The organism is Acidovorax sp. BL-A-41-H1, from assembly GCF_051942715.1.
This window is the reverse complement of record NZ_JBPVJQ010000003.1, coordinates 568,992-584,983: the sequence shown is the minus strand read 5'-3', so window position 1 is coordinate 584,983 and position 15,992 is coordinate 568,992. Positions and strand designations below refer to the sequence as shown.

At 67.5% G+C, this 15,992-nt stretch carries 14 protein-coding genes; 6 read left to right on the top strand and 8 right to left on the bottom strand.

What is annotated here, in order from left to right; genetic code table 11:
* The first annotated feature begins 9 nt into the window (after positions 1 to 9).
* The 3 genes from creC (at position 10) to ACTPOI_RS03710 (ending at position 3,372) form a co-directional block, all read left to right on the top strand.
* On the top strand, positions 10 to 1,473 hold the full coding sequence (creC, locus tag ACTPOI_RS03720) for a two-component system sensor histidine kinase CreC (protein ID WP_440106531.1): 1,464 nt from the start codon (positions 10 to 12) through the stop codon (positions 1,471 to 1,473).
* Between the two features lie 127 nt (positions 1,474 to 1,600).
* Positions 1,601 to 3,031, top strand: a complete 1,431-nt coding sequence (creD, locus tag ACTPOI_RS03715; RefSeq protein ID WP_440106529.1) for a cell envelope integrity protein CreD — start codon at positions 1,601 to 1,603, stop codon at positions 3,029 to 3,031.
* A complete protein-coding gene (locus ACTPOI_RS03710) occupies positions 3,028 to 3,372 on the top strand; it encodes a hypothetical protein (RefSeq protein ID WP_440106527.1) in 345 nt (114 codons plus the stop codon). Before creD ends, ACTPOI_RS03710 begins: the two co-directional genes overlap by 4 nt.
* An 85-nt stretch (positions 3,373 to 3,457) precedes the next feature.
* Here the strand turns inward: ACTPOI_RS03710 and ACTPOI_RS03705 are convergent, their stop codons facing one another.
* The 3 genes from ACTPOI_RS03705 to ACTPOI_RS03695 form a co-directional block, all read right to left on the bottom strand.
* Positions 3,458 to 3,979 (bottom strand): hemerythrin domain-containing protein, encoded by a 522-nt coding sequence (locus ACTPOI_RS03705; RefSeq protein ID WP_440106525.1) that lies wholly within the window; start codon positions 3,977 to 3,979, stop codon positions 3,458 to 3,460.
* A gap of 280 nt (positions 3,980 to 4,259) precedes the next feature.
* Complete coding sequence (locus tag ACTPOI_RS03700) at positions 4,260 to 4,844, bottom strand: hypothetical protein (protein ID WP_440106523.1); 585 nt, start codon at positions 4,842 to 4,844, stop codon at positions 4,260 to 4,262.
* Between the two features lie 89 nt (positions 4,845 to 4,933).
* Positions 4,934 to 5,152, bottom strand: a complete 219-nt coding sequence (locus ACTPOI_RS03695; RefSeq protein ID WP_440106521.1) for a CsbD family protein — start codon at positions 5,150 to 5,152, stop codon at positions 4,934 to 4,936.
* A 532-nt stretch (positions 5,153 to 5,684) separates the two neighbouring features.
* On the opposite strand from ACTPOI_RS03695, the gene ACTPOI_RS03690 reads away from it, so the two are divergent.
* The 3 genes from ACTPOI_RS03690 (at position 5,685) to ACTPOI_RS03680 (ending at position 10,832) form a co-directional block, all read left to right on the top strand.
* A complete protein-coding gene (locus ACTPOI_RS03690; protein WP_440106519.1) occupies positions 5,685 to 7,688 on the top strand; it encodes a DUF1800 domain-containing protein in 2,004 nt (667 codons plus the stop codon).
* Between the two features lie 43 nt (positions 7,689 to 7,731).
* Positions 7,732 to 9,195, top strand: a complete 1,464-nt coding sequence (locus tag ACTPOI_RS03685) for a DUF1501 domain-containing protein (protein ID WP_440106517.1) — start codon at positions 7,732 to 7,734, stop codon at positions 9,193 to 9,195.
* A gap of 218 nt (positions 9,196 to 9,413) precedes the next feature.
* Positions 9,414 to 10,832, top strand: a complete 1,419-nt coding sequence (locus ACTPOI_RS03680) for an NAD(P)/FAD-dependent oxidoreductase (RefSeq protein ID WP_440106515.1) — start codon at positions 9,414 to 9,416, stop codon at positions 10,830 to 10,832.
* Between the two features lie 59 nt (positions 10,833 to 10,891).
* Here the strand turns inward: ACTPOI_RS03680 and ACTPOI_RS03675 are convergent, their stop codons facing one another.
* The 5 genes from ACTPOI_RS03675 to ACTPOI_RS03655 form a co-directional block, all read right to left on the bottom strand.
* Complete coding sequence (locus ACTPOI_RS03675) at positions 10,892 to 11,494, bottom strand: ABC-type transport auxiliary lipoprotein family protein (protein ID WP_440106513.1); 603 nt, start codon at positions 11,492 to 11,494, stop codon at positions 10,892 to 10,894.
* Positions 11,495 to 11,593: 99 nt separating this feature from the next.
* Complete coding sequence (locus tag ACTPOI_RS03670; protein WP_440106511.1) at positions 11,594 to 12,559, bottom strand: MlaD family protein; 966 nt, start codon at positions 12,557 to 12,559, stop codon at positions 11,594 to 11,596.
* On the bottom strand, positions 12,559 to 13,431 hold the full coding sequence (locus ACTPOI_RS03665) for an ABC transporter ATP-binding protein (protein WP_440106509.1): 873 nt from the start codon (positions 13,429 to 13,431) through the stop codon (positions 12,559 to 12,561). Before ACTPOI_RS03665 ends, ACTPOI_RS03670 begins: the two co-directional genes overlap by 1 nt.
* A 126-nt stretch (positions 13,432 to 13,557) precedes the next feature.
* Positions 13,558 to 14,688, bottom strand: a complete 1,131-nt coding sequence (locus tag ACTPOI_RS03660) for an MlaE family ABC transporter permease (protein WP_440108256.1) — start codon at positions 14,686 to 14,688, stop codon at positions 13,558 to 13,560.
* A gap of 353 nt (positions 14,689 to 15,041) precedes the next feature.
* A complete protein-coding gene (locus ACTPOI_RS03655) occupies positions 15,042 to 15,962 on the bottom strand; it encodes a LysR family transcriptional regulator (protein WP_440106507.1) in 921 nt (306 codons plus the stop codon).
* Positions 15,963 to 15,992: the final 30 nt, after the last annotated feature.

Genomic DNA, 15,992 nt, shown 5'->3' with positions numbered 1-15,992 from the left:
TAATGCACCATGCGCCTCGGCATTCGCCTGCTGTTCGCCTTCTTCCTCATCAACGGCATCGCCGCATTCTTTGTGCTGCGCGTGTTCATGGCCGAGATCAAGCCCAGCGTGCGCGAGGTGATGGAAGACATGATGGTGGACACCGCCAACATCCTGGCGGAGCTGGCCAGCGACGACCTGGCCGCCGGGCGGCTGCAGGCGGGCGGTGCGGGCCACAGCCTGTTTGCGAAGCAGGTGCAGCGCTACGCCAGCCGGCCGCTGGACGCCAACATCTGGGGCATGTCCAAGCAAACGCTGGACTACCGCATCTACGTGACCGACGCGCAGGGCCGCGTGCTGTTCGATTCGGAAAACCAGGCGGTGGGGGCCGACTATTCGCAGTGGCGCGATGTGGCGCGCACGCTGCGCGGCGAGTACGGCGCGCGCTCCACCCGCGAGGTCGAGAGCGACGACACCAGCAGCGTGATGCATGTGGCCGCCCCCATCTACGTGACCACGCCGCAGGGCCGCCAGATTGCCGGAGCCCTCACGGTGGCCAAGCCCACGCGCACCGTGCAGCGCTTCATCGACCGCGCCGAGCGCAAGGTGTTCATGGGCGGGCTGCTGCTGCTGGCGCTGTCGGCCGCGGTGGGGGTGGCCGTGACGCTGTGGATGGTGTGGAACGTGCGCCGCCTGCGCGACTACGCCCTGAGCGTGCAGGGCCCGGCCATTGGCGACGAGGCCGGGTTGGCGCCCACCGCGCTGGCCGTGCCCCAGGTACCCGGCGAGCTGGGCGACCTGGCGCGCGCCATGGACCGCATGCGCGCCCGGCTGGAAGGGCGCGACTACATCGAGGGCTACGTGCGCGCTTTGACGCACGAGCTCAAGAGCCCCGTGGCTGCGATCCGCGGCGCGGGCGAACTGCTGCAGGACGATTTGCCCCCAGCCGACCGCGCCGGGTTCGCCACGCAGGTGGTGCAGCAGAGCGAGCGCCTGCAGCGCATCATCGACCGTCTGCTGGAGCTGTCTAAGCTGGAGCAGCGGCAGCATGCCGAGGGCAGCGCGCCGGTGGCGCTGCAGACCTGCGCCGAAGTGGCGATAGACCAGACCCGGGGCCGCGCGGCACAGAGGGGCATCACGCTGGAACTGCATGGCAATGGCCGCAACGGTGCTTGGGAGGCCGAGCTGGTGACCATGGCAGTGACCAACCTGCTGGACAACGCTATCGACTTTGCGCCTGCGGGCAGCACGGTGCGGGTGGAGCTGGATGGCGCCACCCTGGCCGTGCAGGACCACGGCCCCGGCGTGCCCGACTACGCGCTGCCGCGTCTGGGTGAGCGGTTCTTCACCACAGCGCGGCCAGGCGGCGAGCGCAGCGGATCAGGCCTGGGCCTGGCCATCGTCCGGCGCGTGATGGCGCTGCACGGCGGGCACATGACGGCAGGCAACACGTCGCCCGGCCTGCGTGTGGTGCTGGAGTTTGGCGCGGGCTAGGAGCCAGCGCCAGTCGATGGCCCGCCAGGTCATTGCGGGCGAGCCACTTCACACCGGCCTCACAAACTTCATAGCGCCCTCACCCCCGGGCCCAACACTCCCCGCACATTCACTTGCGGAGGATTCCTTGAAACACCCCCTGTTCGTCAAACTGGCTGCGCTGGCAGCCGTCGTCGTGCTGCTGCTCATTGGCCTGGGGCTTATCGAAGAAGTCGTGCACGACCGGCAACGCTACCGCAGCCTCACGGCGCAAAGCGTGGCAGACAGCCTGGCCGGGCCGCAGACCCTGATGGGGCCGATGATTCACAGCGCCTGCGTGGAAACCTGGGAGGTCGAGACCGGCAAGGGAGCAGAGCGCCGCATGGTCGAGCAGCGCCGGGAGTTCATGCTGACCGCCATGCCCGAGCAGCTCAAGCTCGCCACGAGTGCTGCCATGGAAGAGCGTGCACGCGGGGTGCACAAGGTGAACGCCTTCAACCTCAAGGCACAGGTCACTGCGCAGTGGGCATCCCTGGCCAGCCTGCAGCCAGCGAGCACCATGAAGGACTCGCGCATGAACTGCGGCGCACCCATCGTGATGATGGCAGTGGGCGATGCCCGTGGCATCCGTACCGCGCAGCTGAGCCTGGGTGAGCAGACCCTGGCCCTGAAACCCGGCACCTTCCACCCTAGCTACAGCCGCGGCCTGCACGCGCCCCTGCCCGAATCCCTGCGCAGCAGCAAGGACGGGCTGACCGCAACGCTGGAACTGGAGCTGGTGGGCACCGAACGCGTTTCCATCGTGCCCCTGGGTGGCAGCACCGAAGTGCTGATGACCAGCGGTTGGCCCCACCCGTCGTTCACCGGGCGGTTTCTCCCGTCGGAGCGGGAGGTCAAGGCCGACGGGTTCTCCGCCCGGTGGCGGCTGTCGTCGCTGGCCACCACGGCACAGGCCGATGTGTCCAGCGGCAAGCCCGTCTGCATGGGCAGCTACAGTGAAGGCACACCTGAACAGGCGCCCGCCCGCGCAGATTGCGCCGACAGCTTTACCGTGGCGTTTGTCGACCCGGTGAACCCGTATTCGCTGAGTGACCGCGCCACCAAGTACGGCCTGCTGTTCATTGCCCTCACGTTCGTGGCCGTGGGGTTGCTCGAACTGATGGGCCAGGGCCGGCATGCGGCACCGCTGCGGGTGCACCCCGTGCAGTACCTGCTGGTGGGCAGCGCGCTGTGCAGCTTTTTCCTGTTGCTGGTGAGCCTGTCGGAACACGTGCCGTTTGGCGTGGCCTACGCCATGGCGGCCGCGGCGTGCGTGCTGTTGCTGGGGTACTACGCCAGCCACGTGCTGGGCGGCCTGGCGCGCGGCATTCCGCTGAGCGCGGGCGTGGCCGTGCTGTATGGGCTGCTGTATGTGCTGCTGCAACTGGAGCAGACGGCGCTGGCGGTGGGTGCCATCGCGCTGTTCCTGGTGCTGGCTGCCGTGATGGTGCTCACGCGCAAGGTCAACTGGTACGGGTTGTCGGCTGGCGTATCGCCCCGATCCGCCACGGGCGACGCCGTGCAAGGTGGTGCGGCATGACGGAACCGACCGCGTATTGCGAGCCCCGGCGTCCGTGGGCTTTATACCTTGCAGGTGGGGCTCCGGTGACGTCGGCCCACCTGTCGGAGTACGAAGCGTTGCGGGTGCAGCGCTACCGGGACCGCCTGCTGCAAGCGCTGCAGGCACGCGACAAGGCGGCCCTGCGCACGGCCAAGCACGCTGTAATGGTGGCAGCGTTCGGCCAGGCAACCGAGGTGGCATACCCGCGGCCGGTCACCCCGCCGCCACCCGTGTCACCCGCGCTGCGCCGTGCCTTGCGCGACCTGGCGTGGCGCATGAGCGGCCTGCTGGTGCACGAGCGTTCAGGCGGTGTGCGGTAAGTCATCGCGATACAAACCCCTTTGTGGATTCATGCTGTGCAGCACGCGAGGCTGGCTCTCGCTGGAGTGCGGGTCGGCCCGCGCTTCAGGCGCCCGCGCACTCGGGCTCCGGCGGCGCGTGTGCTGTGCGGGACGTGTCAGCGCACGACGCGCCGCCACAACCGTGGATCAACGCGTCTGGCAGCGCGCCAGGGGCATGAACGATGCCGGTAGATGGGTCGAACCCCACGCGGCGCAGGTGCAGGGCCAGTGCAGCATCCATGCTCTGCGCGTGCTGCGGGAACCACAGCGCAAGCTCCCCGGCCATCACGCGCAGAACGTTCAGGTCACCCTGCTGCGCCCGTGCGGTCGCCTCGCGCATCACCTGCAGCACGACGCGGTGCTGGGTGGCATGGCAGTTTCCCGAGGCAAACCGGGTGGCCACCATGAACCGGTCTTCCTGCGCGAAATGGTTGTCCGTATGGTCTACCAAAGACTGCCACGCGGCCATCAAATGCGCATCCGGCGCACCGTCCACGGCAGCGAGCAGGTCGACAAACTCGTGGTGGATGTCGTCCATCAGCGGCAGATCAAGAGCGAGCGCATCTGACCATTCGAGTCGGGCCATCGCGGAGTCCTTTGCAAAGTACTGAACAGGGCCCCAAGCGTAGGCAGCACACCCGCAGGGCGCATTGACCCAGGTCAGATGACTGGCGGGCTGGCGTTCCAGCACCGGCAGGTTGCCATCGGATTTGGCGAGGGTGGGGCGCCACTGCCCACGATTGAATGGTCAGCACCCATGAAAAAGCCCCGCGATTGCGGGGCTTGTGGGGTGGACAGAACGAGCAGCCGAAATAGCGTCTGCTTGTGCCTGCCTGCCCCAGCAGCGCCGTGGCGCCACCAGATCATCAGTTCTGGCTATACATGCGCTTGGCGTCGTCCACACACTTGGATTTGGCATCACCCGACATCGCGTCACAGCGCTCGCGTGCGGCCTTGTAGTTCGCTTCGTTCTTTTCGGCGGATGCGTCCTTGCGGGCTTCGGCCACGGCTGCGCCCTGACCGGCGGCGGTATTGGCCGGCTTGGCCTGGGCCGCTGCCACCTTGGCGTTTTCCTTGGCCTTCACGTGAGCGGCCTTGGCGTCCTTCACGCAGACATCCTTGGCGTTGCCCTGCTGGTCATCGCACTTTTCCTTGGCAACGTTGTACTCCGCATCGGCACGGGCCTCTGCCAGCTTGCGGGTGTTGCGCTCGCTGGGCTTGTACTGCGATTCCAGTTCGGCCTTTGCGACATCTTCAGCGCCCTTGGCTTCCTTGGTGCAAATGTCCTTGGCGTTACCGTTCATGCCGTCGCACCTTTCCTTGGCTGCTTTGTACTCGGCCGAGATGCGGTCCTTGGCGGTCTTGTGCTCTGCAGACGTCATGGCGAAAGACGAAGTGGCCATCAGGCCGGCTGCCACGGAAGCAATGAGGGTACGGGTGAGTTTTTTCATGGTTTTCTCCGAAGGGAAATGGGGCTTGAATTGCGTTCCTGCGGTCCGCGGCCAGCGCGGCCGCCGAGGGAGGAACCGCACGGAAACAGTCAGTCGTTGAAACGGAAATCGGGGTGGCGGGACTGCCAGTCATTGAGCTGCTGCTCTGCGGCATCACGGGCGATGCCGTGGCGCTCCTGCAAGCGGCCCAGCAGCTGCTCGCGCTTGCCGTCGATGACATCGAAATCGTCGTCCGTGAGCTTGCCCCACTGTTCGACCATCTTGCCCTTGAACTGCTTCCAGTTGCCCTTGACGGTATCTTCATTCATGGTGTGCATCCTCAAAATCTTCGCCCCCGCCATCCACTCGGGTTGCGTGGAACACGTGCCTGGTGCGATGGAAATGACTGTAGAGATCAAGCGGTGCGCACCACGTAGGCGCAGCCGTGCGCGGCGCGTCAGTGCGCGACTACGGCGCGTGACAGCGAATGCTCCGCCGGGCGTTCCAGGGGATGTGGCGCCACCTGCGACGCGACTGAGCGCAGCCACACAACACCGCATGTAACTTTTGGTACGCGCGCGTTTCGATATGTGAGCGCTAACCGGGCGGTCAGTGCGAATGACGGCGGAGTGCAGTTCCGGCGCGGGTCGCGTCCAGGAAGTGGCGCGCTTGGCCCGGTTTCTGCTATGACAAGAAATCCGCCGGCGGCCGGGATCGGATGGGCAACACCCAGCCACCGAACGGTGCCACAAACTGTCATACGAAGGTTTCTTTTCGTGACGTTTGTGTCGTGCAGCCATTGAAAGTGTGTGTTGAAGTAACGAAGCACCGCATCAAGCGGGCGATCCCACCCCCACGATCATGCAAAAATCAAACGAGGAAGCCTTGGCCACAAAGATGCCCGAGGCGCAAGGAGAGGCAGCCACCACGGTCACGCCCGAAGACGGCTCCAGTGCAACGCCCGCCGGCCTGGCGGCGTTGTTTGCTTCAGTGGCGCTGGCCGCATGTGGCGGTGGAGAAAGCGGGGGCAGTTCCGCCCAGCCGCTGCCGCCGCTACCCAATCCGACCGTCCCACCCGGAGCTGCCCCGGCGCCTTCGCCAACGCCAGGTCCTGCACCTGCCCCCGGGCCTGCGCCGGCTCCTTCGCCCACTCCACCCGCACCGGCTCCGGGCCCTGCGCCAGCGCCGGCGCCCCCGGCTCCGCCCACGCTGGGCACCTACACCTATAAATCGGCCACCACAGACCAGGAAGCCGCCCGCTTCCTGCTGCAGGCGCAGTTTTCGGCGTCCGCCACCGAGATTGCCGCGTTGCGTGGCACGACCTATGCCGATTGGGTGGACAGCCAGTTCAACGCAACCGCAGGCATCAGCGGATGGGATTGGCTCAACCAGCGCGGCTATGCCGCGATCAGCAACGACACGTCCTACTACGACCAGACCTACCCCGCCGACTACATGATCTGGCACCAGCTCATGCAGTCCCCGGACGGGATGCGCAGGCGGGTGGCGCTTGCCTTGTCGGAGATCTGTGTGGTGTCGCTCACCGGCCTGGATTTCAACTGGCGCAGCCACGCCATGGCGCACTACTGGGACCAGCTGTGCACCAACGCCTTCGGCAACTACCGCAAGGTGCTCGAAGACGTCACGCTCAACCCCGCGATGGGCTACTACCTGAACACGCGCGGCAACCAGAAGGAAAACACCGCTACCGGTCGCCAGCCCGACGAGAACTACGCCCGCGAGGTGCTGCAGCTCATGTCCATCGGACTCGTCATGCTCAACCCTGACGGCACCCCGAAGAAAGATGGGACCGGGAAGCCGCTGGACAGCTACACCCAGAGCGATGTCACCAACCTCGCGCGTGTCTTCACCGGGTACGACTACGACCTGTCGCAGAACACGCCGACAACGGTACCGGGCACCACACGCGTCGTACCCAGCACCACCTTCGCCCGGCTGCCGATGGCACTGACGGAATCACGCCACTCCGCGCTGGCGGCGACCTTTCTGGGCACCACGATAGCCGCCAGCACGCCCGGCGCTGCAGCACTCAAAACCGCGCTGGACACCATTTTCAACCACCCCAATGTCGGCCCGTTCATCGGCAAGCAGATGATCCAGCGGCTGGTGACCAGCAACCCGTCACCTGCCTACGTGGCGCGCGTGACGGCGGCCTTTGACAACAACGGCCTCGGCGTGCGGGGCGACATGCGCGCTGTCGTCAAGGCGATTTTGCTGGACGATGAAGCGCGGGCGCCATCAGGCCTGGCCCAACCGGGCTTTGGCAAGCTGCGCGAGCCCATGCTGCGTTTCGTGCAGTGGGGCCGCACTTTCGGCATCACTTCAGCCCGCGGCAGCTGGAAGATTGGCAACACCGGCGACGCCGGCTCGCGCCTGGGCCAGAGCCCGCTGCGCTCGCCCTCGGTGTTCAACTTCTTTCGCCCCGGCTATATCCCGCCATCGACTGCGCTGGCTGCCGCAGGCGCGGTGGCGCCTGAGTTCCAGCTCGTCAACGAAAGCAGTGTGGGCGGGTACCTGAACTTCATGCAGGACGCGATCCGGCGGGGCATCTTCGTCAGTGCACCCGAGCTTCCCAACAGCACCAACTCGGCCAACAACGGTTACGACATCCAGGCCACCTACGCCAACGAGCTGGCGCTGGTGCTGGACGCGGACGCACTGGTGGCGCGCGTCAACCTGCTGATGACCGCGGGCCAGCTGTCGGCGGCCACGGTCAAGCTCATTGCCGACGCGCTCAAGGCCACACCTCTCACGACTGCCAGCACCGACGCCGCCCGGCGCGACCGCGTAGCCGCGGCGGTCTTCCTGGTCATGGCTTCGGCCGAGTACCTGGTCCAGAAGTAGCCAGCCGGCCACCCCGCACAGAACCCAACCGAAGCCACACGCCATGCACCTGCTTCAGCCAGAACTCCACACGCGCCGGGCTTTCCTGCGCCGGTCCAGCCAGCTCGGCCTTGCCGGAACCGCACTGCCCTTTGCGCTCAACCTCGCCGCGATGGGCGAGGCAGCAGCGTTTGATGCCACCGACTACAAGGCCCTGGTCTGCGTCTTCCTGTACGGAGGTAACGACTATGCCAACACGGTCGTCAACTACGACGACGCCAGCTACAACCGCTACAGCACCATCCGCGGTGGTGGCGGCGGGCAGACAGCGGGCGGCATTGCGCTGGCCAAGGCCGACCTCTTGAACACGCTGCTCAAGCCCACCACAGGCAACGAGTTGGCGGGCGGACTGCAGTACGCGTTGCACCCCGCCATGACAGGGATGACCAACCTGTTCAACACTGGGAAGGCGGCGGTGCAACTGAACGTGGGGCCGCTGGTGGTTCCGCTGACGCGCACGCAATACAACAGCAGCAACCGCACGCTGTACCCCCTGCCGCCCAAGCTGTTCTCGCACAACGATCAGCAGTCGGTGTGGCAGTCTTCGTCGCCAGAGGGCTCCACCGTGGGCTGGGGCGGCAACCTGGGCGACCTGGCCCTGTCATCCAACAGCAATTCACTGTTCACCTGCATTTCGGTCACGGGCAACGCGGTGTTCCTGTCGGGCGATTCGGCTCTCTCCTACCAGGTCAGCACCAATGGTGCTGTGGCCATCAATGGCGTGAAAAACAGTGTGTATGGCTCGACCGCCGTCCGCTCGGCGCTGACGACACTGATCCAGCAATCGAGCACGCAGACGCTGGAGAACGAATACAACCGTGTGACGAAACGCGCGGTCCAGTCGGAGACCCAGGTTTCCAGCGCGCTGTCCAGCGCGGTGGTGGCCACGCAGTTTCCTTCTGGCAACCCGCTGGCCGACCAGCTCAAGACCGTGGCGCGCCTCATTGCATCGCGCAGCGCTCTGGGCAGCAAGCGCCAGGTGTTCCTGGTGTCGCTGGGCGGGTTCGACCTGCACGACAACCTCATCAGCCAGCAGCCCGTTCTGATGCAGCGCCTGAGCGATGCCATGACGAAGTTTTATGACGCGACTGTGGAACTGGGCGTGGCCGACAAGGTGACTGCGTTCACTGCGTCAGACTTTGGCCGCACGCTCAGCTCCAACGGCGATGGCTCCGACCACGGCTGGGGCAGCCACCACTTCATGGTGGGCGGCGCCGTCAAGGGTGGTGCGTTCTACGGTACGCCCCCGCCGGTGAGCGTCACCAACACCACGGCGCCGGAAGACCAGTGGCATGTGGGCCAGGGCCGCCTGCTGCCGACCACGTCGGTAGACCAGTACGCCGCCACACTGGCCAAATGGTTTGGCGTGGCCGACAGCGAGCTGGTGGGCATGCTGCCCAACATCACGCACTTTGGCGCCGCGGCCAACCGGCCGGACTACCCGGTGAACCTGGGATTCATGCGCTGACAACCCGCCAGCGCTTCCGGGCGCTACAGCGGCGGTGGCGTCGTGGCGGGCGGCCATGACGTCGCGGGCCGGTTGATCTGGCCCGCGCTCGGCCCGACGCGCCAGTACACGGCGACAGCAATCGCTGCGGCGCCCCCGCACACCACGTCGCGCATGTCTGACAAGACCCGTGCGAATGCGCCTTACCGCGCGCAGCGCATGGCTTCAATAATGCGCACATGACCTCACCCGCTCTTCCCGCGTCCGCCCGTTCCCTCCGCCCCCGCGTGGTCATCATCGGCTGCGGCTTCGGCGGGCTGGAAGCAGCCCGCGCCCTGCGCAAAGCTGCGGTGGATGTGACGCTGGTCGACCGCGCCAACCACCACCTGTTCCAGCCGCTGCTTTACCAGGTCGCCACGGCCGGGCTGTCTGCGCCCGCCATTGCGGCGCCCATACGGCACCTGTTTCGCCACCAGGCCAACGCCACGGTGTTGCTGGGCGACGTGACCGGAATCGACGTGGCCGCGCGCACGGTGCGCCTTCGGGACGGGCTGGCCCTGCCGTACGACCACCTCATCGTGGCTGCAGGGGCCACACACAGCTACTTCGGCCATGACGAGTGGGCCCCCTTTGCGCCCGGGCTCAAAACGCTGGACGATGCGTTCGACATCCGCAGCCGCATCCTGCTGGCCTTCGAAGCGGCCGAGAAGGAGCCCGACCCCACCCGCCGTGCCGAGTGGCTGACCTTTGTGGTGATTGGTGGCGGCCCCACGGGCGTGGAGATGGCGGGCACGCTCGCCGAAATTGCGCGGCACACCCTGCCCGGCGAGTTCCGCCACATCGACCCGGCCACTGCGCGCATCCTTTTGGTGGAGGGAAGCGACCGCGTGATGCAGTCCATGCCGCCCGCGCTCAGCCAGCGCGCGCAGGAACAACTGGAGAAACTGGGCGTGGAGGTACGGGTGAATGCACGCGTGACGGGCATTGATGCGCATGGATTAATGGTCCAACCAGCCCCAACCGGAGGAAACGAAAGCACCGACAGCTATCGCATTCATAGCAAATGCGTGATCTGGGCCGCCGGTGTGGCCGCGTCGCCCCTGGGCCGGCAGCTGGCCGAAGGCACCGGCGCCATGACCGACCGCGCGGGCCGTGTGGTCGTACAGCCCGATCTCAGCCTGCCCGGCCACCCCGAGATCAGCGTGATTGGCGACCTGGCGGCTGCGCACACCCATGCGCCGGGCCAGGCGGCCACCGTGGTGCCCGGGGTCTCTCCTGCCGCCAAGCAGATGGGGCGCATCGCCGCTGCCAACATCCTGCGGCGGCTGCAGGGCAGCGCCACACAGCCGTTTCGCTACCGCGACTACGGCAACCTGGCCACCATCGGCCGCAATGCTGCCGTGGTGGACCTGAGCTCGCCGCTGGGGCCGGTGCGGTTTTCAGGCTACCCGGCGTGGCTGTTCTGGCTGTTTGCGCACGTGTTCTTCCTCATCGGTTTTCGCAACCGGGTGGTGGTACTGCTCGACTGGGCGTGGGCGTACTGGAGCTTTGCGCGCTATGCGCGGGTGGTCACCGGACTGGCTTCCCGGCCGGTAGAAGAAAGACGCACTCCGGCAGACGCCGCGGCCACAGCGCCTGCATCGTCACCAGGGCACTGACTGGCAAGGCCGGCTGCCATCGCCCCGGACACCGCGATGGCAACCCCGGGAAGCCAGCGTCATTTACGCTGCGGCGGAAGGGCCTGCTCCAGCCACCCAGCCACTTCATCGGCCACCTGGGTGGACGCCTGAGCCAGCGCCGCCACGCCGCCCGGTGCATCGGCCGTGCGCGCAGGGGTGCGCACGGTGAACACCTGCTGGCCGCGCAGGGTTTCGCCCTCCGGCAGCAGGTCAACCACGGTGGCGCGCACGCGCACCACACCGGCGCTTTCAGTGGTGCTGTTGAAGATGTGGCTGAACTCCTCCAGCTCCACGCGCAGCACCGGCGGCAGCCGCCCACCCAGCTCGGGGTTCCGCGCCAGGGCAGCGCCGTTGTCGGGCCGCAGGATGGCGCGGCGCTGGCCGAGTTGCTCGCGCAAGCGCTGGTGAAACAGCAGCGCAGGCGGCTGGCTCCAGCGGGCCTGGCTGTAGGGGCGCAGCTGCTGCGCGTCGGCATAGGCCAGGCGGTACAGCACGGCGTTGCTGCCCTCGGTCACGCCGGGGGCCTCGATGTCGTCGAGCGTGAGCGGGGACAGCTGGGGCGTGCGGCGCTCCGCCGCCGACTGCAATGCGGGCCCCGGTCCGAAGTCGTACAGAGCAGGGCGCGACGGCGGTTGCGGCAATGCAGAGCATCCCGCAAGGAAAATCAAGCCAAAAACGGCTGTAGCGCTTGTTTTGATTGCCCTGTTAGCTATATTTTTGATAGTGAGCATGGGGATTCCTCAAGGGGCGACAAAACCGGGCTCGCCCGGGCCAGGCGGGATGCGGCCCGATCCGTAAATGAACAGCTGGGGGTTGTCCTGCACGCCGGTGGCAGTGCGGCCAATCTGGCGGGCCGCGCGGCCGGTGTCGTCGGCAGCACGGTTCAAGCGCGGCAGCGTGGCAGTGCTGAACTGGTCGGCGGCGCGGGCCAGCGCCTGCGTGCCCACGTTGATCTGGTCGATGGCGCCGCCGTCGGCCGTGAGGCGGCGCGTGGTCTCGCCAAAGTCGGTGGCCAGCGTGGTGACGCTGTCGCCGGCCTTGCGCAACGACTGCAGCGTCTGGCGCGCATCGCCTGCCAGCGTGGGCAGCGCGGCCAGGGCCGGGTCGAGCCGCTGGGTCAGCGTGGTGTCGAGCCGCTGTGTGAGCGTGTTGATGCCGGCCGCAGCCTGGTTGATGTTGGAGAGCGCCTCCGACAGCTGCTGCTGGTTGCCGTCGCCCAGCAGGCGGTTGATGCGACGCGTGGCCTCCTCGACCTGACCCAGGATGGCGGGCGCCTGCTCGGCCAGTTTGCCAAAGGGCGATGCCTTGAGCGGCAGTCGCGGCAGGCCGCTGGGGCCCGGCGGCAGCTCGGGGTAGGGCTGCTCGCTGTCGTCCAGCAGGATGTGAGCCAGGCCCGTCACGCCCTGGTAGCCCAGCACGGCAAACGTGGTGCGACTCAAAGGCGCCTGCTCGCTCACGGCAATGCGGATCAGCACGTTGCCGGGTACCTGCGCATCGAACCCGATGCGCGTGACCTTGCCCACGCTCACGCCCTTGTAGCGCACGGCCGCCTGGGGCTGCAAGCCGCCCACGCCGTCTTTGGTGGACAGCTCGTAGAGCTGATAGTTGGCGTTGTCGCGCGTCAGCCAGACGGCCAGACCGGCCAGCATGGCGGCCACCAGCAGCACGAAGACGCCGGCAGCCAATGCGTGGGATTTGTTTTCCATCAGGGGTGTTCCTTGTCTATCGTGGCCGCGCCGCCCGGGCCCGCCGGTGCAGTCGCAGCCTGCACCGGGGCCATCGCGCGGCGGCCGCGCTCGCCCATGAAAAAGTGTTCGATGAACGGGTGCTGAAAATGCGCTACCTCGTGCGGCGGCCCGGTGACGATGACCTTCTTGTCGGCCAGCACGGCCACGCGGGTAGAGAGCGCAAACAGGGTGTCCAGGTCGTGCGTGACCATCACCACGGTAAGGCCCAGCGCAGCGCGCAGCTCGCGCAGCAGCGTGCAAAAGTCGTCCGAGCTGCTGGGGTCGAGCCCGGCGGTGGGCTCATCGAGCAGCAGCAGCGGCGGGTCCATCATGAGCGCGCGGGCCAGGGCCACGCGTTTGACCATGCCGCCCGACAGGTCGGCCGGCATGCGGCTGGCGTGCTCGGGCTTGAGGCCCACCATCTGCAGCTTGACCAGCGCGGCATCGCGCACCAGGTCGGCCGGCAGCGTGCCCTGCTCGCGCAGCGCAAAGGCCACGTTGTCGAGCACATTGAACGCAGAGAACAGCGCGCCGTGCTGGAACAGCATCCCCACCCGGCTGGCCGCGCCCTCGCGGCCCATCTCGCTGGCCGGGCGGCCAAGCACCGTCACCTGGCCGCGCGAAGGCTTGGCCAGACCCAGGATCTGCCGCAGCAGCACCGTCTTGCCCGTGCCGGAGCCCCCCACCAGCGACAGCATTTCCCCGCGCTGCACGCTGAAGTTCAAGTCCTGGTGAACATGAAAGGCCTCGCTGCCCTTGCCAAACGTGGTCCACAGGCCCTGCACATCCACGATGGGTGGCTCGCCCGGAGGGATAGCAATGTGTTGGGGCTTGGCGACGCGCTCAACCATGGCTGCACCCCCGTTGAAACTGGCGCGTTCCCAGGCCAGTGCCACCGTGGAGCTGGCTTTGCCAGGCCACGGGTGGCGTCCCCCCTTGGGGGGATGACGCGAAGCGGCTCAGGGGGGGCTTCCTGGTCATATTCCGATGTTCTTGAACGCCACCGCAAAGAGCGCATCCACGATGATGACCATGGTGATGGACGTCACCACCGACGCCGTGGTGCCCTCGCCCAGGCTTTGCGTGTTGGGCTTGACGCGCAGGCCCCAGTGGCAGCCGATGAGCGCGATGAACGCGCCAAACACCACTGACTTGGCGATGGCCAGGCCGAGGTTGCCGATCTTCACGGCCGCAGGCAGCGCCTGCACAAAATACGCGGGCGAGATGTCCATGGCCACATCGGCCGCCAGCATGCCGCCGGCCAGCGCCGCCAGCGTGGTCCACACGCTGATGAGCGGCATGGCAATAGCCAATGCAATCGTGCGCGGCATCACCAGCCGGAAGCCGTGCGGGATGCCCATCACGCGCATGGCATCCAGCTCCTCGGTCACCCGCATCACCCCTATCTGCGCCGTGATGGCCGAGCCCGAGCGCCCCGCCACCAGGATCGCCGCCAGCATGGGGCCCAGCTCGCGGATGAGCGAGATACCCAGGATGTTGACGATGAACGACTCGGCACCAAACTGCCTCAGCTGCAGACTCATCAGATAGGCCAGCACCACGCCGATGAGAAAGCCCACCAGCGCCGTGATGGGCAGGGCCGTGGCACCCATGCGGTACAGGTGGCCCGACACATCGCGCCACGGCCCGCGCTGCGGCGCGCGCGCCAGGCGGATCAGGTCCAGCGCCAGCTGGCCGACGAGCTGCAGCAGGTGACGGGCGTGGTCCAGCCCGTGCAGCACCAGCACGCCGAGGTGGTCGATTTCGTGCGCAAGCCGCCAGGGCTCGTCCGGCGGCGGCGCCACGGTGAACTGCGCCACGCGCTCCAGGATGTCGCGTTCACGCGGCTGCACCTGCACCTGCGCAGGCCAGGCCTGGCCCCAGTGCTCCCACAGCATTTGCGCACCCACATGGTCCAGCCACGCCAGGCCGCGCAGATCCCAGGCCACATCGGCTGCGGGCGGGGCGGCATCCAGCTGGCTGCGCAGGGCCTGCACGACCTTGCGGTCGCCCATTTCTGCCGCGCCCCAGCGGCCCAGCACCTGCACTGCGCGCCCGGCAGGCTGCGCGCCCGCTTCCACAACGAGGCGGGGCACAAGATCCGGCAAAAGGGTTGCGTTGGTGGGCAAGGCGGGTAAAGAAACAGGCAGCGGCAACAGGGCAGCGTGTAGCAACAGGTGCATGGACCCGCAAGCCTGCGGTGGCAAGCCCCGTGTCCGCTGCCAGCCGAGACGCCGTTGCCGGGTCAGCAGGCCTGCCAGACCTTTCCATCCAGCCCGGCCAGCCCCGTGCACACCGCACAGGCGCCAGCGCCAGGCACACGCCAGAAGTCAGCCGGCATCCTACCGCGTGCGCCGCGCGCGGGGTGCAATTTCATCGCGCACGAATGCGTGACCGGGCCGCAGCACAACACCTGGCGCCCGCCAGTGCGCGCTGGCAGCCCGCATCGGCACAGCGCCGGTCAATCCCAGGCCAGCGACAACGCCGCCAGCGCCGCCGCAATCAGCGGCTCATGCGCCCGCGCGCGCAGCCACACCACGGCCAGCGAGCATTCCAGCTGCACCTGGTCGGCCACCACCAGCCCGCGGGCCTGGGCCTCGCGCATGGCAATGGCATCGCGCACCAGCGATAGCCCCACGCCCGAGCGCACCAGGTCCAGCATGCTGGATTCCTGGTCGACCAGCGCCACGCGCCGCGGCTCCACCCCGGCCGGCGAGCCCGGGCCAAACACGGCGGCCTGCAGCCGGTGGTGCACCGAGGCCGGCGGCGTGCCCAGCCAGGGCAGCGCCGCCAGCGCCCGCCAGTCGCGCCCGAGCACCTGGGGGCCCCAGCCGGCGGGTGCGAGTACGCGGTACGCAAAGCGGGTGAGCGTACGCTGCGCAAAATCCGCCCCGGGGGCGCCGTAGCCCGATGCATCGGCGTTCGCATCGCCCAGGTAGAAGGCCACATCGAGCGCGCCGCGCGCCAGTGGCGCCAGATGGTCGCCACTCATGGCCTGGCGCAGGTCGGTGTCGGCCTGCGGTGCGGCGTCGATGAAGGCACCCAGAAAGGCGCCCAGGCGCGTGAACTCGGGGTCCAGGATGGTGCCAATGCGCAGCGTGCCGCGTACGGCGCCATGCAGGTTCTGGGCGGCCTGCCCAAAGTCTGCCAGCGCAGCCAGCACGCGCTCTGCCTGGGGCAGTAGCACGGCGGCATCGCGCGTGGGGGCCAGCCCGCGCGAGGTGCGCGTGAACAGCACAAGCCCCGTCTGCTGCGCCAGCGCCTTGAGCTGCAGGCTGACCGCTGGCTGCGACAGGTGCAGTTGCTGCGCCGCGCGCGAAACGCTGCCCTCGCGGGCCACGGCCACAAAGGCGCGCAACGCCTGGGGTTCGACGGCAGACATGGTTGATATCAGCTTTTCAAATGATGTAAT